The sequence below is a fragment of the Vreelandella nigrificans genome (assembly GCF_002374315.1).
GTDB classification, from domain to species: Bacteria; Pseudomonadota; Gammaproteobacteria; order Pseudomonadales; family Halomonadaceae; genus Vreelandella; species Vreelandella nigrificans.
Genome location: NZ_NWUX01000001.1, coordinates 442,731 through 461,753, shown reverse-complemented (window position 1 = coordinate 461,753; position 19,023 = coordinate 442,731). Strand labels below are relative to the sequence as shown.

The window sequence follows — 19,023 nt, the reverse complement described above, 5'->3', positions numbered from 1 at the left end:
TGATATCTAGCGCCTTTTAACCTGATAATTCCATCCTACGGAGATTCCATGCCTGACCCTATTGCGACGCTCCTCGAAAACAATCGCGCTTGGGCTGAGCGCATGTGCGAAGAGGACCCAGAGTACTTCAAACGCCTCTCCAACCAACAAAATCCTGATTACTTATGGATTGGCTGCTCTGATAGCCGCGTGCCCGCAAATCAGATCATCTCGTTGCCACCAGGCGAAGTATTTGTTCACCGAAACGTAGCTAACCTACTCCACCATACTGATATGAATGCGCTTTCGGTGGTGCAGTATGCCGTTGACGTTCTCAAGGTCAGCCATGTGATGATTGTGGGTCATTATGGCTGTGGTGGCATTAAAGCCGCTGTAACTGGCAGCGAGTGCGGCGTCGTTGATTATTGGCTTCACTCTGTTCGAGAACAGTACAATCGTCACCGTGACTCACTTGAGCATCTGCCGATAGAAGACCAGATTGACCGCATGTGCGAGCTGAACGTTAAGGCGCAGGTTAATAGCTTGTGCCGCACCAAAATTTTACAGCGCGCTTGGCAACGCGGCCAAAAGATCTCAGTACATGGCTGGGTCTATGGGCTAAGTGACGGCCGCGTTAAAGACCTACGATGCACGATTAGCGGTCTAGACCAAGTCGAGACACTCTATCGCATCGACCGCATCCAGCCAGGCGACTAACGTTGGCAATAGCCGCGCTTATCCATTTACTAATTATGCCGATAAGCGCGGTGACAACTGCGGCAGCTTAGACTTACATCCGAGAACGCTCGTGTCGCTGCACGATAATCCTCTTGTTCAGCGGCACTCACTAGCTCTGCGACCTTCTGCTCAAGATCACGAAAGCCTGCAGCAAATTCGTCCCACTCTTGCCAGATTGCGGGGCGTGCATCTGAACCACGTCCATGTGTGCCTTCAATAAACGCCGGCAAGAAGTACTCAAGGGTTGCACGCTGTTGTAACTCGACAAGACGAGGGGCTGCACCACGAGCATCGCGATTATTGACTAAGTCAAATCGGAGCTGGCGCAGTAAGCGTTCTAAATCTTTCAGCTCGTCTTGCCGCCAAGCAACAGCCTCTCGTTCACTGGAAAAAGGGGAATTCTCTAAGGTAAGTGGCTGCTGAAAAGTTGCGCCTTCATCCGTTGAGAACGCCGCAGTAGCATGCATTATGGCTGCCGTAGCTAAGCTGATAAGCGCGGTACCACGAATTAAGCGTTGCATATTTGACTGCTCCGACTTATCAAATGGGGCAAGTGACACCCGTTCCCTTCAACCCGCAGTAACCATTTGGGTTTTTAGCTAAATACTGCTGGTGATAAGTCTCTGCATAGTAAAACGCATCTAATGGCTTAATCTCAGTGGTAATGGCGCCTTTACCTGAACGGTCAAGCGCTTGCTGGTATGCATCAGCGCTGTGTTTAGCTGTGGCCAGCTGCATATCAGTCGTCGTATAAATCGCAGAGCGATACTGGCTACCAATATCATTCCCTTGGCGATTCCCTTGTGTGGGGTCATGCTGCTCCCAAAAAATTTGCAATAAGGTGTCCAACGACACTTGCTTTGGGTCATAGATCACACGAACAACTTCGGTATGACCTGTGCGGCCGGTACAGGTTTCTTGGTAGGTTGGGTTGGGAGTTGAGCCACCTGCGTAACCTGCAGCGGTTATGTACACACCTGGCTGCTGCCAAAACAGGCGCTCTACCCCCCAGAAGCACCCCATTCCCACGACTATTTCTTCATACCCTTCAGGAAAAGGCGGATGCATCATATGTCCAGTAACGGTGTGCGTTTCACTGGTTTCGATAGGCGCTTCACGTCCTGTTGGCACAGTCGGATTTTCGGAAAATAGCGTCATAACGCCCTCTTTTATTGCCGTGGGTAAATATCGGGATTGCCAGAGCGGGAAAACGTGTAAATTAAATCCACCGCCTGATTAGCCCCCGAAACCGCTTGTACATATAGATTACGCCAGAGAGTATAACGAAGAGTGAGTTCTGCTATAGGCGAGAAAATCCCCACGCCATAGCTAATCCGAATATCATCGGTTAACTGCCCACTTAGCGCCACTTGGCTATCATCACCGGCACCCGTGGTATCCAGCGTCAAATCAGAGATACCAAAGGCTTCACCAATAGACCCAACAGCACTCCCCGTGCGACCAAGAGACATGCCTATCAAGGCCGTGGTTAAAGCGCTATCTATTCCGCCACCTGAAGCATCTGGAGCACGGCCTCTCAAAAGATAAGATAGCGCACGCGTCTCATCCATGGGAGGTTCAGAGAAGATGGAGACATTAGGCTCTTCGGCATTCCCGGTTACCCTAAGACCAGCAATAACATCATCCTCGGTAATATCTGGATTACGCACAGCGTCAAAATCCAGCACCGGTAAGCCGGGAGGACCACTAAATAGCACCTGCCCTCGCCGTATCAGCAAATCCTGCCCGAACGCCTGGAAGCGCCCATCGACCAAGCTGACATCACCAAACAGCTGTAGTGCGCCGCTGTCCTGACGAATTTCCAGCGTGCCCCCTAAGCCAGATTCAAGCCCATAGGCTGAAAACAGCATATCTCTGCCTAGCGTTAAGGTGATCAGTACATCGAGCGCCATTCCTGTTTGTGCTAATTCATCGGCGGCGCTAGGATCACCACTCATAGCGCGCTGCTGAGCCAAACGCTCAGCTTCTCGATCATCGCGCTCGGTAATAATAATTTCATCTGCACTTGGCGAAATTGCGGAGGCGGGTAAATCTCCAAGCGTTAATCGAGCCCACGGCAAATCGACATTGCCACGCACTTGAAGCAGCTCAGGCGTAATACGAATGCGTATATCTGGTGCTGCCTCCAGGCGCCCAAATTGTGGTAATACAATCAATAACGGCTCTTGCGTAGCATTAAGATCAACACCAATTCGCCAATCGTTACCAGCCGGCCAATAAGCATCACCTGAGATATTCAGACGCCCTCGTTCTGCGGCTAAAAAGCCGTCTATGTCCCCTTGCTCACCATCAAAAGAGACAACCAGAGCACCATCTTGAATATCAACAGGAATATCCAGGCCGTGGACACGAATATTGCGTAATGCAAGCTCCCCCTGTAGGTCAGGCTGGCTGGTCGTACCACTAATTTGCACACTACCATTTAGCAAGCCCTCCAAACGGTCCATGCCAACTGCCATGGGGCGATATGGCTCAAGAGACAGGTTATTTGCACGTAGCTCACCTGCGAGCGCACCTTGTCCCAATGGATCGTTTACCGAAAGGTTGAGTGAGAGATCCCCTGCCTCAGAGAGCGATAGCGCTATATTGGCATCAGCCCGCGCTTGATTGGCGTCTATCTGGGCATTTAGATTAATAATCGGCAGTTGGACAGGCTGCCCGTAGTCATTGACGGCAGTAATGGCGAGCTCACTGAGCAGTTGCACCTCAGCCTGCCACTGCGTACCACCTTGGCGCCAAGAAGCAACCACATCGGCAGTAGTATCACCTTCAAAACTCCACTCTTCGGGAAGGAAAGGCTCAAGCATTTCCATAGGCACTTCACGGACACTTAGCACCGCACGCCCCTGCTGGGCAGAGGCTTCAAGAGGTTCCTCGGAACATACAAGTCCTCCTTGCTCCCGGTGGATACAAAACGGAGATAGCTGTGCTTGCCCACTATCTAAGTTATAACTAAGATCCAACGGTGCTACTAACCTGATATCACCTGCCTCGGAATCAATTTCCAGTGGAGTTAAGCTCCCTTGATACAGCTGACTCTGCTGATCAAAACGGCCATTTAAGGCAAGCTGTGCCCGGGTAAGCACACTGTTTGAACCACCTTGCACGTCTATCGAGAGCGTATGCTGAGAAAGACGGCCATCCAACTCCAACGCCACGCTTGAAAGTAGCTGCCCTCCTGCATTGACCTGCTGTAAACCGAGATCTACTTCCAACCTTGGGTCGTCCAGTCCTTGCACGCTTGCGTCGAGCGACAACTGCTCAATTTGGTTATCAGCAAAGCGCAGGTTACTTCCAGATAAGCGGGCAATAAGTGCAGGTTGAGTAAAGCTGCCGCTCGCTTGTACATTGCCGGTCAATGTGCCTGCTAGTTCGGGATGTAGTGCTTGTAACTCACGCAGTGCTATTTCAGCCTCAAGGGACATCGCCTCCTGACTAACCTGCCCAAGAGCAGTTAGTCGGTTTTGTCCTTGTGTAAACAGAAACTCCTGAATATCGACTTCAAGATTACTATTTGCCTCTAAGGCTGCCTGTAAAGTGAGGGGGTATTCCTGTAGCTCACCCTCGATAGCCAGGCTGGGCACACTCACTTCCCAAAGTTCATCTAGCTGGCGCACACTTAAGGCAATGTCTCCGTTAAGGCGCCCATTAAGGTCGTCGACAAAGTGCGAAGGATCAAACTGTTCAAGCTGGATACGCGTATCAATGTGTATTGGTGTAGCCCAATTAATTTGCCCTTGGCTACGCAGTACACTTTCGTCAATGCGTAACGCCAGCTGCTCCCATCGGAACGAAGTAAGATCCCCATCACCGTTAACATTGATCTGCGTTGAAGGCACTTGCGGCCCATGTGCAGTAACATCCAGCGATAACTGATAAGCCTCCAAGCTTCCTGTAACAGAAAGATCTAGCGCCTCAAGAGAATAGACCTCTTGCTCTTCACCATCAGGAAAGGTTAGCGGCCACTGTAAGCTATCGCTTTGTAACCGAGCTGCAAAGGGTACGGTCGACGACAGTACGTCGGCTTGAGCAGTTAAGTTTGCGTTCACCACCCCGGTTACTGCTAAATTAGCGTACAGCTCTGCAAGATCACCTGATAGTTCAAGCACGACCTCTTCTCCCTCCAGCTCTGGGAAAAGCTCTGGTAAGAAAAGTTCTGCGGTTAAACGTGCCTCCAGCGGATAATCCCCTTCTAACGCAGTCGTAGCGACAAGCGTTGCTTGGGCGTCGGTTGTTAACACTTCCAGGGTCTTGACCGTTATGCGATTCCCCTGTGTTTCAGCTTCTAATGTTAAGCGTTCAACATGGTAAGCAAACACCCCTTCCAAGTTGAAATCAGACACGGTTAGGGCTTCAACTTGGACATCGATAGGTAGAGTGATTTCCGGCAGCTCTATACGCTCATTAGTAGCTAAGGCTTCAGGCTGAGCAACAGCGGAAATATCATCAGCTATGGGCTGTAAAACAGCGATAGCACCATCAATACCTGCAGCCTCCAGCGGTGTCTCAACACCCTGGGTGAGCTGATCACCAGTCGACGGCGGTAGGTACAGTGTTGGCCTGATAAGCTCAGTTGAGGCAATGCGAACTAGGCTTTTTTCCGCCACGGCAGAGGTAGTAAAGGCATCCCATGAGATGCGTGTACCATCTGCCAGTTTCACATATGCGTTTCTCACCTCAATAGAACGCAACTCAATAGGAAACGGCAGCTGGATACGAGAGAGACCGCCTGAATCGTCATCAGCTTCTTCTACATCTGCCCCACTACCCAATCGAATATCCGCGCCCTCAAGTCGCAAGGTTTCTAAACAGAGACGACCAGAGAGCAAGCAGTCATCCGCCCAAGCTAACTCAAAATCATCAATATGGATGCGGGTATCACCAAGCTCTAGCCGAAAGCCCTGCAGGGTAAATCGATCAAGTAGTGCTCCCTCCTGGTGCTCAAAAGTGAAATAGCCCCGTTGCTCGCCTTGTGAGAACAATACTCCTGTACCCCAGGGCGATAGCGCCACACCCAGTAGTAGTGCGACTAGGCCAAACAACCATAGAGGCACTACGATAAGTAACCGTATGAAGCTCCACACCACTAACCACAGACGCCGTTTAGGCGAGAGCAACTGACGCTTTGCGGGTTCTGCTGAATCAACCTTAGCCAAAATGCTCTCCTAGAATTCCGGGCCAATGGAAAAATGCAAACGCCAGTCATCATCGTTATCGAAGGGATGGGCAACATCAACGCGAATGGGACCTACCGGCGACACCCACCTCACCCCAACACCTGCACCGGTTTTGAGATCTTCTGGCCCCCAGTTATCAAATGCATCTCCACTATCCACAAAGGTTGCAGCCCACCAATTGTCCTTCACACGCCGTTGGTATTCGAGTGTTGAAGTCAGCATTTGCTGACCGCCCCGCAGGCGCCCTTCTTCATTTCTTGGCGATAAGCTTTCATAGGAGTAGCCCCGAACGCTACGATCACCACCGGCGAAGAAGCGTAATGAGGGCGGTAACTTATCAAAATCATGGGTTTCAATGGCGCCAATACTCAGCCTGGCCAAAAAGCGATTGTCGTTGCCAATGGTACGAATCCATTCAGTATCACCGGTTAGCCGGGCAAATTGGGCATCAGATTTCCATGCGGTATCTGAATACTCAATGGAAAGCTGCTGGCGATCCCCCCAAAGTGGGAAACGCTGCGGCTGAGTACGAGTTCGTGACCACTGGATACCTGGATAGAAGAGCCAGACTTCATCTGAAACGCCACCCTGGGTAAAGTCTTCATAGGTGGTACGAAAATAAAGCGTTTGCACCCAGCGATTCTCAAACTCCCAACGGCGTGCAATTTCCACTGTGCCTTCTAGAGATCGAGTATCGCTGTCATCTCGGTTACGCACCCCATACTGAAGGCGATAGTTATCGCGAATAGGATCTTCTAGTGGAATATTGTAAACACCGCTGAAGCGCTGTTCAGGCGCCGAAATATAAAGATCGTGATTTAAGCTATGTCCGAAGCGATTTATCCAGGGTTGCTGCCAACCAAAGCGTAACCGAGGTCCGACATCCGTCGCATACCCAATACCCACCTCGAATTGGTGGCGGTCAGCTGGCTCAACGCTAACATCGATAGGCAAGCGAGTATCATCTTCATCGCGTCGATGAAGGCTTAGTGCACTGGCAAGAGCTGCACCAGAAAGGAGCGGACGCTGAGGTTGAGACGCAGTCGCTTCGCTCCACCAAGGGGCTCCTCCACTAGGTGGAGTAATGGTAAGCTCCTGGGCTGTTTCCAACCGAGGACGAACAGTCACCGAGCTAAACCAGCCGGTCTCTGCTAAACGTTGGTTGTATCGGGCAATGGACTCAGCAAGGTAGGGATCGCCCGCTTCATAGGTTTGCATGTGGCGAAGGCGCTCGGGGTCAATGTGACTCCCTCGGATTGACGTGTTACCAAATTGATAGCGCGGCCCACTGCTGAAGTCCATATAAAGGCGAGCACTCTCAAGGTAAGGCCTTACTTCCATCCGGCGATCAGTAAACCCCGAGTCGAAGTACCCTCGCTCAATAGCTAAGCTGGAAAATTGATTACGCAGCCGATCCCAAGGCGCATGCTGCAATGGATCCCCTTCCCGCAAAGGAAAGTTTTCCAGTGCAACCTGAAATGGGCGATCATTTTGTGCGTCCCCTTCAATATTTATCGACAGGACTTCAATTTTAACTTGAGGGCCTGGCTCGATTCGCACTACGACAGGCGTTTTATCAAGTTCAACTGTGATATCAGGCTCATAATATCCATATACACGCATCGCCTCGCGGGTCCGCTGCCTTATTACACCTTCTAGTCGTACATCCGTGTACTGTTCTTCGTCGATACTTTGTAAGTAAGCATCGATATTAGTTTCTACTTGACTACTGACACCACTGATCGCTGCATTTAATGCCCAGGAAGTAGGGCTCAACGTGAATAATGGCAGCACCATAAAACAGGCTACCCTAGTGGCTAATGGCCACCGGCGTTGCTTTCCCATACAGTCTGTCCCTAACCAAATCCGTGATTCGGTGGCTTCATAATATTTTAAAAGGCGGCCGAATATTGCTTACCGGAGCATTTCCATTTGCGCGCTAAACGCTAGCTGTGCTTGACGAACTTGGCGTATATCGCTCTCCAGAGTGTTGATACGTTGCATCCATTGCTGCTCAATTTCATCCAACGACTCTTGGCTTACTACCGTAATATCCACTGAGTTTAGTTCATCTAAATTCACGGTAACTTCACTTAACCGTTGATCAACTTCCGCACGCCAACGGGCAAATTGCGTTTCTAATTCATTACTCTCACTTTCCAGTTGGTTTTCAAGCGCTACTATTCGCTGTGTTGTATTTTGCGCTAGGTCAGAGATTTCTTCGACCAAGTTTTGTCGACCTGAAGTGCCCACTTGCTCCAAAGCATCCAATGATGTTCGGATAGCTGCTAATTGTCTATCGCGCGAGCCGGCTTGATCACGAAGCTGCTCTATTGACTGAGAAAGCGTCATCACAGCATCGTTTGAAACAAGCTCCTCATTAGCCGTTAAGAGACTATAAAGCTCTTCACGAGTATTCGTAATCGCCATTGCCAATTGCTCTTGCTCTTGAAATAACGTCGCCACCTGAGCCTGTACAAAGGTTATCGCATCCTGCGCATCCGTGTCACCTGAGTCGAGCCTGGCGTGAATATTAGAGACTTCACCACTTACGCGATGAAGTTCATCCAGCAGACGCTCACGTTCATACCAGAGCCCGGCAGTAGCCGCTCCAAGTGCCGCGATGATCACTAGCATTACCAACCACAATGGCCACAGCCTTGGCCCCTTGCGATGACGCAAGTGTTGTGTGGCTATGCTTTGATCCACGTCAGGAACAATGCGCTGGGACGAAGTGCTATTGGACATGGTTATTCCTCAGAGAGTCGTCGGATCGGCACGACGCCCGATCCCTCTATAGCGTAAACCACAGCTCGCCACAAAGGCTGGGTCGAAAATGTTTCGCCCATCTAATACCAGTTTAGCGCTCAGCAGAGAGAACAAGCGATGCCAATCAGGGTTCCAGTAGGATTTCCACTCGGTTACCAGCATTAATGCGTCAGCTCCCTCACAAGCTTGGTAAGGGTCACCTTCAAAAGTAACCAAATCGTCACGATCACCGACCGCTGCGCGCAAAGCAGGAATAGCCGCGGGGTCATGTAGTCTTACATTGGCACCTTGGGCCCAAAGAGCTTCGAGTAACGTGAGTACAGGCGCATGGTCGATACGTGCGGTACCTGGCTTAAACGCTGCTCCCCAAATCGCAATGGTTTTACCTGCTAAATCGCCTTCAAAAAACGACCACAATTTCCTAAATAGCGTCTCTTTCTTCTGTTCATTAATATCCATTACCTGCTCAAGCAACGCTGAGTAACGACCGCTTGCCGACTGGACATCGGCTAACCGCATTAAATCACGAGAAAAATTAGGTCCACCGAAACCACAACCCGGATATAAATATTCGAATCCGATACGGGTATCTGCCCCCATACCTTGGCGCACATGCTCGACATCTACGCCCAACGTATCTGCAAGACCGGCTATTTCATTCATATAGCTTATGCGCGTTGCCAACATGCCATTAATGGCAAGTTTAGTAAGTTCAGCAGCACGGCACGGCATGCGCTGAAACACCTCACTGCGTCGGTTAAAGGCCCTTAATAACTCTCTCGTAACTTGCTCACCCATGGCGTCATCACAGCCTAGCAGCCAACGCGCAGGACGTGTAAATGATGCCCAGGCCCGCCCCTCTTCAAGGGTATCAGGTAACGCAACACGACTATGCTGAGATCCCATGACAGCATGAAGGCGCTCCGTTTCACCCACAGGAAATGTAGAGTTATTGATGAGCACAGCACCACGATGTGATTCAAACATCGGGTGTTTAAGTAACCTATTTGCCGCTGCGCGTTGACCAGGTGACAGTGATAGCCACACCACATCTGGAGCGACCTGAGCCTGTTCAAGCGCTCCGATGATCTTTAGCGTGCCATTAGCCAGTGCCTGTTCAATATGCGTCATTAAGTCTGGCTCACGGCGCAACCAGTCTTCTTTTGATAAAACATGCCACTGAGCATCTTCATGAAGTAGCCAATGAACTTGATGGCCAACCCAGGCCAATGCTGCTGCGGCTGTGGCCGCACTTAATTCGCTCCCATGGAGTAACACACGCATCTATCAAGCTCCCCGATAAAGTATTAGCAGGGAAAATAGGGCGTTATGAGTCATGCTGAGTTCCTTTTCATGCGTTCCGCTCCAGGAGTGGTTAGAATGACATAATACTGAACGTTTGGCCGGATGCCACCTTGCCTCTTGACGTAACCACCGGCGAAGACGACAACATCCTGCCTAATAATTTTCAGCCAAATGTTTTCAGCCTATGGAGTTAAAACATGCAAGCGACACCTCAGGATAGCACTGCTCACCGCTACCAAGGCAACGTCGATGCAGCGGAAGTTGCTAAATTTGAAGCACTCGCCAGCCGCTGGTGGGATCCACAAAGCGAATTTAAACCGCTGCATGAAATTAACCCACTCCGCCTAGACTTTATCGATGCCCGCTCAGGCCTTGCAGGAAAGCGAGTGCTTGATGTCGGCTGCGGAGGCGGCATATTAAGTGAATCGATGGCGCACCGAGGAGCTATAGTAACCGGCATTGACCTTGGCGAAGCCCCTTTAGGTGTTGCCCGGTTACACGCTGAAGCGAGTGGTGTCGAGGTCGATTATCGCAACATTAGTGTTGAGGCGTTGGCAGCTGAGCTGCCTGGTGAGTTTGATGTAGTTACTTGCATGGAAATGTTAGAGCACGTACCTGACCCATCCTCGGTGATACGGGCCTGCAGTACACTGGTACGCCCTGGTGGTTATGTGTTTTTTTCTACCCTAAACCGCACCCCAAAATCCTATGCATTTGCGATTCTAGGCGCAGAGTATGTGCTAAAGCTATTACCCCGTGGCACACATGACTACGCAAAATTTATTCGCCCATCAGAGATGGCCTGTTGGGCGCGCGAATCAGGACTTGAAGTACGTGAACAGACAGGGCTTACCTATAACCCACTGACTCGACGCTATCGCCTAGTCGCCCATGATGTATCGGTTAACTACATGATGTACTGCCGCAAGGTGAGCCAATAATGCCAGAGACACTCTCAACGATAGTGCCTGAGATAGTGCCTGAGGCCGTACTATTTGATCTAGATGGCACACTGGTAGATACCGCCCCAGATTTAGCTCACGCAACAAATGCTTTAAGGCAACATCATGGCCTTGAACCTCTACCGTTTGAGCAAATTCGCGGACAAGTATCGAACGGCGGTAGCGCACTGGTTACGCTTGCCATTGGCCTAGAGCATGGAACGCAAGCACATGATACCGCTAGACAATACCTGCTTGATACCTACGAACAAGCAGTAGCTGTACACAGCCAAGTATTCTCCCCCTTAGATCACTGGCTAGCCCGTTGGCACTCGGATGCACGCCTGTGGGGCATTGTGACCAATAAACCCCGCCGCTACACCTTGCCTTTACTTAAAGCGTTAGCACTAAACCCGGGGGCATTACTCTGCGCCGATGACCTTAGCGTCAAGAAACCAGCGCCTGAGCCACTTTGGGAAGCTGCGCACAGACTTGGAGTACCCCCACAAGCCTGCTGGTATGTAGGTGATCATGTACGTGATATGGAAGCAGCAAAAGCAGCGGGCATGACGGCTGTAGCGGTTGGCTATGGCTATATAAGCGAGGAAGATAACTACCAACAGTGGCCAGCTGATATTTGGTTTGAGACCTGTGAAGATCTGGTCGATGCTCTAAACGCATTTCACCGCTCAGTTGAGCGCTAAACGTTTAGAGCATCCAAGGTGACACGCCGCCTCTAGTACGACGTTAAACGCGAGGCGGCTGGGCGTCAATCCGTTGCCCACTTACCCCGGCGCTGTCTGGCCCCATCAACCACAGATAAGTTGGCATAATCTCTTCGGGGGTACGCAGCGTGGAGGCATCTTCACCAGGGAATGCTGAACGCCGCATTTGCGTACGCGTTGCTCCTGGATTTAATGTATTAATGCGAATATTAGCCTGATTCTCCAGCTCATCAGCCAAGACCTCTGCAAAGCCTTCAGTCGCAAATTTAGAAACTGAGTATGCCCCCCAATATGCACGACCTTTACGACCAACGCTTGACGACGTAAAAATAACCGATGCATCTTTAGATTGCTGAAGCAGAGGTAGCAAAGCCTGGGTCATCCAGATAGGCCCATTGATATTGACCTGCATAACCTGCTCCCACAACTCTGGGTTGTACTGTTCGAAAGGCGTAATTCTGCCCAACAAACCAGCGTTATGCAGCAGTCCGTCTAAGCGACCAAACTCTCTGTCTAGCGTTTCGGCCATATCATGAAAGTCTTTGAGAGTTGCTCCCTCAAAGTTGAGCGGAAAGATGGCAGGCTGTGGTCCTCCAGCTGCCTCAATCTCATCATAAACGCTTTCAAGCTTTGAAATGGTGCGCCCCAATAGAATAACGGTCGCCCCATGCCGGGCGTAGCTCAGCGCCGCAGCACGGCCTATACCATCCCCCGCACCGGTTACCAACACGACGCGATTTTCTAAAAGATTGGCCGTTGGTTGATAGTCGATTTTGCAGCTCATGAGGTTTCCTTGAAGCGTTAATTAAAACGGTATTATCCGGCTGATTGACGTAAAAAATCGTTTGCAAGCCCAGCTGCGCTGCTCTGGGGGTAATCATCACGAACTTGCTCAAGCAGCTCGCGACTACGTTCTGCCTCGCCTTTGCGAGCCTTAACAAGCCCCAGCTTATAGAGCGCATCTGCTACTTTGCTACTACTGCTGTACTGATCAATTACACGACTGAATGCATCATCTGCTGCACTCAGCTCACCCTCTGCAGCATAAAGCTCACCTAGCCAATAATGGCCATTGGCGGTCAGGCTGCTTTCAGGGTGGTCGGCAACAAATGCTTCAAATGCAGCAATAGCCTCCCCAAAACGGCGCGCCTGAACATGAGCAAATGCGGCCTGATAGTCTGCCTGCGCATCTTCACTCACGTTGCGCGCAGAAGGGGCATTAACCACTTGCTCCGCCGCCTCTGGTTCTACTTGCGGTGTAGACTGCTCAATCTGGCTTTGACCACTGCTCATTAAGCGGTCTTCTATATCTAAATACTGCTGCTGAGTCTGGCGGCGTAACTGCTCCAACTGGTGGCGCAACTCTTCAATCTGGCCACGAAGTTGTTGAATCTCCTGCTGGTGCTCTTGAACCTGGTTGAAAATCACCAAGTTTCCACCAGAAGCTTCCAGACGTTGCGTCTGTTGATAAAAGCCGCTGGAAGAACCCGCCGAAAGATCTTGAACAAGCGGCTGCTGGGCAACAGCACTCAAGGGCAATACGGACAGCGGGAGCACAATGGCTCCCGCACCGCACAGCCTCTCAAAATAGCGTTTGAGACTGTGATTCATGATGACTCCGTAGATATGCTATTGGCGTGCCGTGAGCACGCCAACGCCATCAATAGTTGAATACAACGCGACGATTTTGCGAGTACGCGCTTTCAGTTTGGCCTCTTACCGCAGGGCGTTCTTCGCCATAGCTTACAACGCTCATTTGCGACGGTGAAACACCTTGAACATTTAGGAAGCGCTGAACAGCTCCTGCACGACGCTCACCCAGTGCCATGTTGTATTCACGCGTGCCACGCTCATCGGTGTGGCCATGCAGTACAACGCGAGCATTGGGGTTAGCACGCAGGTAGCGTGCATGGGCCATTACAACCGACTCATATTCGCTTTTAATAGTATCGCGATCGAAGTCAAAGTGGATGGTACGCACTTCAGGAATGCGTGAATCAGCTTGCTGACCAGCACCTGCACCAGCACCTGACGTGGAGCCATATTGGCCACCAGTGCCAACACCCGTGGTAGATCCCACGCCGCTGCCATCTTGGCCGCCGTACGAGTCACCATCCTGGGTTCCGCCGGTGCTGGAACAGCCAGCGATAACTACGATAGATAACGCCACTGCCAATGAGCGAGCCAACGGTTTAAGTTGCATAATCAGACTCCTTGCCTGAAAACAGAAAACTAATGCATTTCTTCATCAATTTAGGAAAGGTGACCACGCGGGATCGCGGATATCACCCTGTGCTGCGGGTAGTCTGAATGAAGAACGGCCATCTGCCGACACTGCACTCAAAACCCCATTGCCACCCTGTTGGGTAGCGAAGATTACCATGGTACCGTTCGGAGCAACACTAGGAGATTCATCTCTTGTCGACTCACTTAGTACGACTAAGCGACCGCCATCGAGGTCCTGACGTGCAACTTGATAGCCACGGCTTGACCGGTGAATTAAAAAGATCTGCTCACCGTCTGGGGAGAAACGTGCGCGAGCATTGTAATTCCCCGTAAATGTAACGCGATTTGCTTCTCCACTGCCCAATATGTGGCGGTAAATTTGCGGGCCGCCACTACGATCAGAGGTGAAAATAATACTACGGCCATCAGGAGACCAAGCTGGTTCAGTATCAATACTATTACTTTGTGTAATGCGCTCTACCGAGCGATTGGCAACGTCGAGAATATAAATTTCCGGCTGCCCATCTTTGGAAAGCGACATAGCAATGCGGCGACCATCGGGTGACCAAGTTGGTGCCCCATTAATACCATCAAACGACGTTGCCTGTACCCGCTGCCCTGTTGCAACATCCTGAATATAGATAGCAGGCCTCTCTGTTTCAAAAGAAACATAAGCTAGCTTACGCCCATCAGGGGACCATGCTGGGGACATTACTGGCTGATCAGAAGTGAGGACTTGCTGGCTATTACGACCATCAGCATCGGCCACGTAGAGGCCAAACTGCATATTGTCACCCACCCCCTGAGCCGTTACATAGGCAATACGTGTTGAGAAAGCACCTCGGATATCAGTGATAGCCTCAAAGATCTGATCACTAATGTAGTGTGCCGCGCCACGCAAGTCATTTGCGTTGGCAGTCACTGTTTCACCGATCATGCGGCGCTGGCCGCTAATATCCATGAGGTCAAATTGAAGCTGGTAGCCACTATCTGTCTGCTGGGCACGTCCTACTACTAAGTAACGTACATCTAGTGAACGCCAAGTCCCAAATTCCACATCACCAGCCTGGCTTGGGCGATCAAACATAGCGCTACGCTCAAGCGGTGCAAAGTACCCGCTACGCTCGAGGTTATCGTGGATTATTTGCGCAATATCTTCTGGCATGCTGTCACCGCCAGCGAAAGGCACAACACCTATTGGGAGGGCTTGATCACTCCCTCGCGTTATTTCAATCGTCAGGTTTGCGCTTGCCACACTGCTGACAAACAGCAATACGCAAAACAGCCATACTTTGTTCAAGGTTTGCATCAGCGAACATCCCCCGGGGTAAATCGCAGATTAAATTGACGTAAGTTACGCTGCTGTTCGGCGGGTAGATCACGCAACTCGCCAAAGGGTGCAGCTTGTTCCACAGCCTGCATAGCAGACCGATCAAAAGTGCTATCGCCACTTGAAGTAACAATAGAAGTTGCCAACAATTCACCTGACGGCCCTAGCCTTACTTGAATCGTAGCACTCATCGCATTACTTGCACCTGGTGGTATTATCCAGGCCTGCTCTACCGCACGCCGGACAATATTGATAAAGCTATTAGCAGCTTGCTGTGCCTGCTGAGCGTTCGCAGCGGCTTCCGCTTCTCCTGCAAGTTGACGCTGCATAGCAGCTTCGGCAGCTTCCGCTGCACGGCGCTCTTCAGCTTCACGAGCACGCTGGGCCTCGGCTTCACGCTGGCGCTGAGCTTCTGCTTCACGGGCACGTTGTTCTTCAGCTTCACGTTGGCGCTGGGCTTCTGCTTCTTCACGGGCACGTTGCTCTTCGGCTTCACGTTGCCGCTGCGCTTCTGCTTCTTCACGAGCACGCTGCTCTTCGGCTTCACGCTGGCGCTGGGCTTCTGCTTCCTCACGGGCACGTTGTTCTTCAGCTTCACGCTGCCGCTGCGCTTCCTCCTCACGAGCTTGCGACTCAGCCGCCTGCTCCTCAGCTAAACGCTGTGCTTCTTCTGCCCGCCGCTGGGCCTCTTCCTCCGCCCGAGCCTGCGCCTCCTCTAGAGCACGCTGCTCTTCTTCTTGCTGAGCCTCTCGCTGGGCTGCCTCCTCAGCAGCTTGTTGCTGGGCTTCCTGCTGGGAAGTATCAGTAGCGGGAGGCTCTGGTTCCGGTGTTGGGTCAGCAACCTCTGGCTCTGCAGCCCTATTCATTGCCGCTTGTTGTTCAGTGACCTGCTGCGCCTGATCTGTGAATGTCTCTGTGCCAACTAACGTCGCTTGAACAATAGATGAAGAATCAGGTTCAGCAGTAGAGGTTGGCAAACTTATCAGGCTAAGCACCACAACTAACGCGTGCACTGCAACTGCCAAAATCGCTGGCAGTGTATAGCCAACGTCTTGTGGGTCGCGGGGTGAATCGGTAGCCATCTGCGCGTTATCCTTAGCTATCTTGTGGCGGCTCAGAAAGCAGCCCCACATTAGCGACACCCGAACGCTGTAACGTGCTCATGAGGACAACAATTTGGCCATAGGGTACGTTGCGATCGCCCCTCACCATGACAGGCGTGCCCGGGCGGCGCTGTAAAATTGCGATAACACGCTCAGACATTTGCTCCAGGGAAACTTCTGTTGAGTCCTCTCCAAGGGTAATGAAATAACCACCATCACGGTCAACAGAGATGATTATCGGGTCGCTATCTTCAGGGCTTTCAATGGGTTCTGATGTGACCTGAGGCAAGTCGACTTGCACTCCCTGGGTTAGCATGGGCGCAGTAATCATAAAGATCACCAGCAAGACCAACATGACGTCGATAAAAGGGACGACGTTAATCTCCCCCATCGGCTTGCTCTTGCCGCTACGGTTAAACGGACCTTGCATGGCAGACTCCCTTAACTGGCGTTAGGCTTGCCGTCGCGGCCTTGCAAATTACGGTGCAAGATAGCGTGGAATTCTTCGGCGAAGTCTTCATATTTACCCAGTAAACGAGCCGCCTCGTTTGACAGGCGGTTGTAGAAGATTACCGCAGGAATCGCAGCAAAGAGCCCCATGGCTGTTGCAATCAACGCTTCTGCAATCCAAGGAGCGACAGTGGCCAGAGTAGCCTGCTGAGTCATGGAAAGCGCTTGAAAAGAACCCATAATGCCCCACACCGTACCAAACAAGCCTATATAAGGGCTTGCTGAAGCGACGGTGGCTAAGAAGACTAGGTGCTGAGTCAGGCGATCTTCTTCACGAGACCACGCAACCCGCATACTGCGCTGAACACCGTCTAATACAGAGTCGGCGTTACGGGTTTTGGGCATGAGCCGGTTAAACTCACGAAAGCCTGCCTGAAAAACATGCTCAGCCCCATGACGAGGATCATCGGCAGGAATTTCTCGATAAAGTTCATTTAAGTCGACACCCGACCAAAAAGACTCTTCGAATTGGTTGTACTCCTGCTTCGCCCTGCGCAGTGCAATGCTGCGCTGAAAGATCACCACCCACGAGAGGATTGACCCCACTACCAGCAGTAGCATTACCAGCTGCACAACGGTGCTGGCACTCATTATTAAGTGGGGGATGGACATGGTGTTATCGTTCACAGTTGCCCTCTTCAATCAATTAGCGTCGGTGTAGCCGACTTAGTGGTGATAGATGCGGTAACTACCGCCAGAAACCAAGCGTGGACATCACGGTTTGGCACTTTAAATCTTTTATGCGCCGCCTAACAGACTAAGAGAGTCTGGCCATTTTTTTGGCCTCAAGGTCTTTGCACTTAAACAGGCTATCTCGACTGTTGCTGAGCATAAGAGTTCCTCATTACGCCAAACTTGCTGTTCAAACGTCATGCGGCATCGCCCAACATTCTCGACTAGTGCACTTACTGTTAGCTGATCATCCAGGCGTGCTGGCTTGGTATAGTGACAGGCCAAGCGGTATACCACTAGCTGTATCCCTTCGTCTAGCAGCGTTTGCTGATTTAGCCCTAATTCTCTTAGCCATTCGCTTCGGGCTCGTTCCATAAACTTCAAATAGTTAACGTAGTAGACAATCCCACCAGCGTCAGTATCCTCCATGTAAACGCGAATAGGCATGCTAAAGCCATGACTCATGGGCGTCGTTCTCCCTCTACATTGACCGAGTCTTCATGGGGAGTCCTATCAAAATGTAACCAAGCTTGGCGTGTTACCATCCGTCCCCGTGGAGTACGCATCATGAGGCCTTGCTGAATAAGATAGGGCTCTATGACGTCCTCAATGGTATCGCGCTCTTCACCAATGGCTGCTGATAACGAGTCGACGCCTACAGGGCCACCATCAAATTTATCAATCATGGCTAACAATAAGCGTCGATCCATATGATCAAGCCCGTGATGGTCGACATTAAGCATATTGAGCGCAGCATCAGCCAAACTGGCATCTACCACACCATTGCCTTTTATATCTGCGTAATCCCGCACACGGCGCAGTAATCTATTAGCAATGCGTGGAGTGCCTCTTGACCGTCGAGCAACCTCTACCGCACCTTCGCGACTAGTCTCGACCTTAAGCAGTCGTGCTGAACGAGATACGATTTCAGTGAGTTCTTCTAGGTTATAAAACTCAAGTCGCTGAACAATACCAAAGCGATCGCGTAGTGGCGACGTTAGTAAACCCGCTCGAGTAGTTGCACCCACCAGCGTAAAAGGCGGCAAGTCCAACTTGATGGAACGAGCAGCAGGCCCCTCACCGATCATAATATCTAATTGAAAGTCCTCCATCGCAGGGTAAAGCACTTCCTCTACAACCGGAGACAAACGGTGGATCTCATCAATAAAAAGCACATCACCTGGCTCAAGATTGGTCAGCATGGCGGCTAAATCACCTGCCCGCTCAAGTACCGGCCCTGAGGTTGATTTAAGCCCCACTCCCATTTCCGCGGCGATAATGTTTGCCAGTGTTGTTTTACCCAACCCAGGAGGGCCAAAAACCAGCGTATGATCTAGGCTTTCTTCGCGGAGCCTAGCTGCACCAATAAATATCTCTAACTGCTCTCGCACCCGCGGTTGGCCAATGTAATCCTGGAGGCGCTTAGGGCGAATAGCATGATCAATCCGCACCTCTCCAAGCTCTGGTTCAGCAGCGATTAATCGATCGTGTTCTAACATAGAAGCTCTTTTAGTGATGGCTGGCATA

18 protein-coding genes are annotated in these 19,023 nt (G+C 51.1%); 3 read left to right on the top strand and 15 right to left on the bottom strand.

Going from position 1 to position 19,023, the window contains the following annotated elements:
- The first annotated feature begins 48 nt into the window (after positions 1 to 48).
- Positions 49 to 696: a carbonate dehydratase gene (gene can / locus CPA45_RS02225; protein WP_078087565.1), complete on the top strand. Its 648-nt coding sequence runs from the start codon at positions 49 to 51 to the stop codon at positions 694 to 696.
- Positions 697 to 725: 29 nt separating this feature from the next.
- Here can and CPA45_RS02220 read toward each other — a convergent pair whose 3' ends face one another.
- The 6 genes from CPA45_RS02220 to CPA45_RS02195 all read right to left on the bottom strand — a co-directional run bounded on the left by CPA45_RS02220 (position 726) and on the right by CPA45_RS02195 (position 9,968).
- The gene (locus CPA45_RS02220) at positions 726 to 1,238 is read right to left on the bottom strand and encodes a c-type cytochrome (protein ID WP_096649905.1); all 513 of its coding nucleotides are present in this window, start codon (positions 1,236 to 1,238) and stop codon (positions 726 to 728) included.
- A 19-nt stretch (positions 1,239 to 1,257) separates the two neighbouring features.
- Positions 1,258 to 1,875 carry a peptide-methionine (S)-S-oxide reductase MsrA gene (gene msrA / locus CPA45_RS02215; protein WP_096649904.1) on the bottom strand — a complete coding sequence of 206 codons (618 nt, stop codon included), beginning with the start codon at positions 1,873 to 1,875 and terminating at the stop codon, positions 1,258 to 1,260.
- A gap of 11 nt (positions 1,876 to 1,886) precedes the next feature.
- Positions 1,887 to 5,894, bottom strand: coding sequence for an autotransporter assembly complex protein TamB (gene tamB, locus CPA45_RS02210; protein ID WP_096649902.1), 4,008 nt, complete (start codon positions 5,892 to 5,894; stop codon positions 1,887 to 1,889).
- Positions 5,895 to 5,903: 9 nt separating this feature from the next.
- Positions 5,904 to 7,760 carry an autotransporter assembly complex protein TamA gene (tamA, locus tag CPA45_RS02205; protein WP_096649900.1) on the bottom strand — a complete coding sequence of 619 codons (1,857 nt, stop codon included), beginning with the start codon at positions 7,758 to 7,760 and terminating at the stop codon, positions 5,904 to 5,906.
- 69 nt (positions 7,761 to 7,829) lie between these two features.
- Positions 7,830 to 8,663, bottom strand: coding sequence for a coiled-coil domain-containing protein (locus tag CPA45_RS02200; protein ID WP_096649898.1), 834 nt, complete (start codon positions 8,661 to 8,663; stop codon positions 7,830 to 7,832).
- Positions 8,664 to 8,672: 9 nt separating this feature from the next.
- Positions 8,673 to 9,968, bottom strand: a complete 1,296-nt coding sequence (locus CPA45_RS02195; RefSeq protein ID WP_096649896.1) for a nucleotide sugar dehydrogenase — start codon at positions 9,966 to 9,968, stop codon at positions 8,673 to 8,675.
- Positions 9,969 to 10,186: 218 nt separating this feature from the next.
- Here CPA45_RS02195 and ubiG point away from each other — a divergent pair, with 218 nt between their 5' ends.
- Together ubiG and CPA45_RS02185 are read left to right on the top strand one after the other, a co-directional pair.
- Complete coding sequence (gene ubiG / locus CPA45_RS02190) at positions 10,187 to 10,930, top strand: bifunctional 2-polyprenyl-6-hydroxyphenol methylase/3-demethylubiquinol 3-O-methyltransferase UbiG (RefSeq protein WP_096649894.1); 744 nt, start codon at positions 10,187 to 10,189, stop codon at positions 10,928 to 10,930.
- Positions 10,930 to 11,634, top strand: a complete 705-nt coding sequence (locus CPA45_RS02185) for an HAD family hydrolase (protein WP_096649892.1) — start codon at positions 10,930 to 10,932, stop codon at positions 11,632 to 11,634. Before ubiG ends, CPA45_RS02185 begins: the two co-directional genes overlap by 1 nt.
- Before the next feature lie 43 nt (positions 11,635 to 11,677).
- Here the strand turns inward: CPA45_RS02185 and CPA45_RS02180 are convergent, their stop codons facing one another.
- The 9 genes from CPA45_RS02180 to ruvB form a co-directional block, all read right to left on the bottom strand.
- Entirely contained in the window at positions 11,678 to 12,439 is a 762-nt protein-coding gene (locus CPA45_RS02180) for a YciK family oxidoreductase (protein ID WP_096649890.1), read from the bottom strand.
- A gap of 32 nt (positions 12,440 to 12,471) precedes the next feature.
- A complete protein-coding gene (ybgF, locus tag CPA45_RS02175; protein ID WP_096649888.1) occupies positions 12,472 to 13,266 on the bottom strand; it encodes a tol-pal system protein YbgF in 795 nt (264 codons plus the stop codon).
- Between the two features lie 49 nt (positions 13,267 to 13,315).
- Entirely contained in the window at positions 13,316 to 13,858 is a 543-nt protein-coding gene (pal, locus tag CPA45_RS02170) for a peptidoglycan-associated lipoprotein Pal (RefSeq protein ID WP_078087554.1), read from the bottom strand.
- A 45-nt stretch (positions 13,859 to 13,903) separates the two neighbouring features.
- Positions 13,904 to 15,190 (bottom strand): Tol-Pal system beta propeller repeat protein TolB, encoded by a 1,287-nt coding sequence (gene tolB / locus CPA45_RS02165; RefSeq protein ID WP_096649886.1) that lies wholly within the window; start codon positions 15,188 to 15,190, stop codon positions 13,904 to 13,906.
- Entirely contained in the window at positions 15,190 to 16,293 is a 1,104-nt protein-coding gene (tolA, locus tag CPA45_RS02160) for a cell envelope integrity protein TolA (protein WP_096649884.1), read from the bottom strand. The genes tolB and tolA overlap by 1 nt, the downstream gene beginning before the upstream one ends.
- A gap of 13 nt (positions 16,294 to 16,306) precedes the next feature.
- Positions 16,307 to 16,744: a protein TolR gene (tolR, locus tag CPA45_RS02155; protein ID WP_096649882.1), complete on the bottom strand. Its 438-nt coding sequence runs from the start codon at positions 16,742 to 16,744 to the stop codon at positions 16,307 to 16,309.
- Between the two features lie 11 nt (positions 16,745 to 16,755).
- The gene (gene tolQ, locus CPA45_RS02150) at positions 16,756 to 17,451 is read right to left on the bottom strand and encodes a protein TolQ (protein ID WP_096649880.1); all 696 of its coding nucleotides are present in this window, start codon (positions 17,449 to 17,451) and stop codon (positions 16,756 to 16,758) included.
- A 111-nt stretch (positions 17,452 to 17,562) separates the two neighbouring features.
- Positions 17,563 to 17,961: a tol-pal system-associated acyl-CoA thioesterase gene (gene ybgC / locus CPA45_RS02145; protein WP_096649877.1), complete on the bottom strand. Its 399-nt coding sequence runs from the start codon at positions 17,959 to 17,961 to the stop codon at positions 17,563 to 17,565.
- Positions 17,958 to 18,995 carry a Holliday junction branch migration DNA helicase RuvB gene (ruvB, locus tag CPA45_RS02140; RefSeq protein WP_096649875.1) on the bottom strand — a complete coding sequence of 346 codons (1,038 nt, stop codon included), beginning with the start codon at positions 18,993 to 18,995 and terminating at the stop codon, positions 17,958 to 17,960. The genes ybgC and ruvB overlap by 4 nt, the downstream gene beginning before the upstream one ends.
- Between the last annotated feature and the right edge of the window lie 28 nt (positions 18,996 to 19,023).

Excerpts from the sequence above, each read along its gene's own strand:
- CPA45_RS02220 (WP_096649905.1), bottom strand. The coding sequence starts at position 1,238 with ATGCAACGCTTAATTCGTGGTACCGCGCTTATCAGCTTAGCTACGGCA.
- CPA45_RS02195 (WP_096649896.1), bottom strand. The coding sequence starts at position 9,968 with ATGCGTGTGTTACTCCATGGGAGCGAATTAAGTGCGGCCACAGCCGCA.
- ubiG (WP_096649894.1), top strand. The coding sequence starts at position 10,187 with ATGCAAGCGACACCTCAGGATAGCACTGCTCACCGCTACCAAGGCAAC.
- tolB (WP_096649886.1), bottom strand. The coding sequence starts at position 15,190 with ATGCAAACCTTGAACAAAGTATGGCTGTTTTGCGTATTGCTGTTTGTC.
- tolR (WP_096649882.1), bottom strand. The coding sequence starts at position 16,744 with ATGCAAGGTCCGTTTAACCGTAGCGGCAAGAGCAAGCCGATGGGGGAG.
- msrA (WP_096649904.1), bottom strand. The coding sequence starts at position 1,875 with ATGACGCTATTTTCCGAAAATCCGACTGTGCCAACAGGACGTGAAGCG.
- can (WP_078087565.1), top strand. The coding sequence starts at position 49 with ATGCCTGACCCTATTGCGACGCTCCTCGAAAACAATCGCGCTTGGGCT.
- ybgC (WP_096649877.1), bottom strand. The coding sequence starts at position 17,961 with ATGAGTCATGGCTTTAGCATGCCTATTCGCGTTTACATGGAGGATACT.
- tamA (WP_096649900.1), bottom strand. The coding sequence starts at position 7,760 with ATGGGAAAGCAACGCCGGTGGCCATTAGCCACTAGGGTAGCCTGTTTT.
- CPA45_RS02185 (WP_096649892.1), top strand. The coding sequence starts at position 10,930 with ATGCCAGAGACACTCTCAACGATAGTGCCTGAGATAGTGCCTGAGGCC.
- tolA (WP_096649884.1), bottom strand. The coding sequence starts at position 16,293 with ATGGCTACCGATTCACCCCGCGACCCACAAGACGTTGGCTATACACTG.
- CPA45_RS02200 (WP_096649898.1), bottom strand. The coding sequence starts at position 8,663 with ATGTCCAATAGCACTTCGTCCCAGCGCATTGTTCCTGACGTGGATCAA.
- CPA45_RS02180 (WP_096649890.1), bottom strand. The coding sequence starts at position 12,439 with ATGAGCTGCAAAATCGACTATCAACCAACGGCCAATCTTTTAGAAAAT.
- pal (WP_078087554.1), bottom strand. The coding sequence starts at position 13,858 with ATGCAACTTAAACCGTTGGCTCGCTCATTGGCAGTGGCGTTATCTATC.
- ruvB (WP_096649875.1), bottom strand. The coding sequence starts at position 18,995 with ATGTTAGAACACGATCGATTAATCGCTGCTGAACCAGAGCTTGGAGAG.
- ybgF (WP_096649888.1), bottom strand. The coding sequence starts at position 13,266 with ATGAATCACAGTCTCAAACGCTATTTTGAGAGGCTGTGCGGTGCGGGA.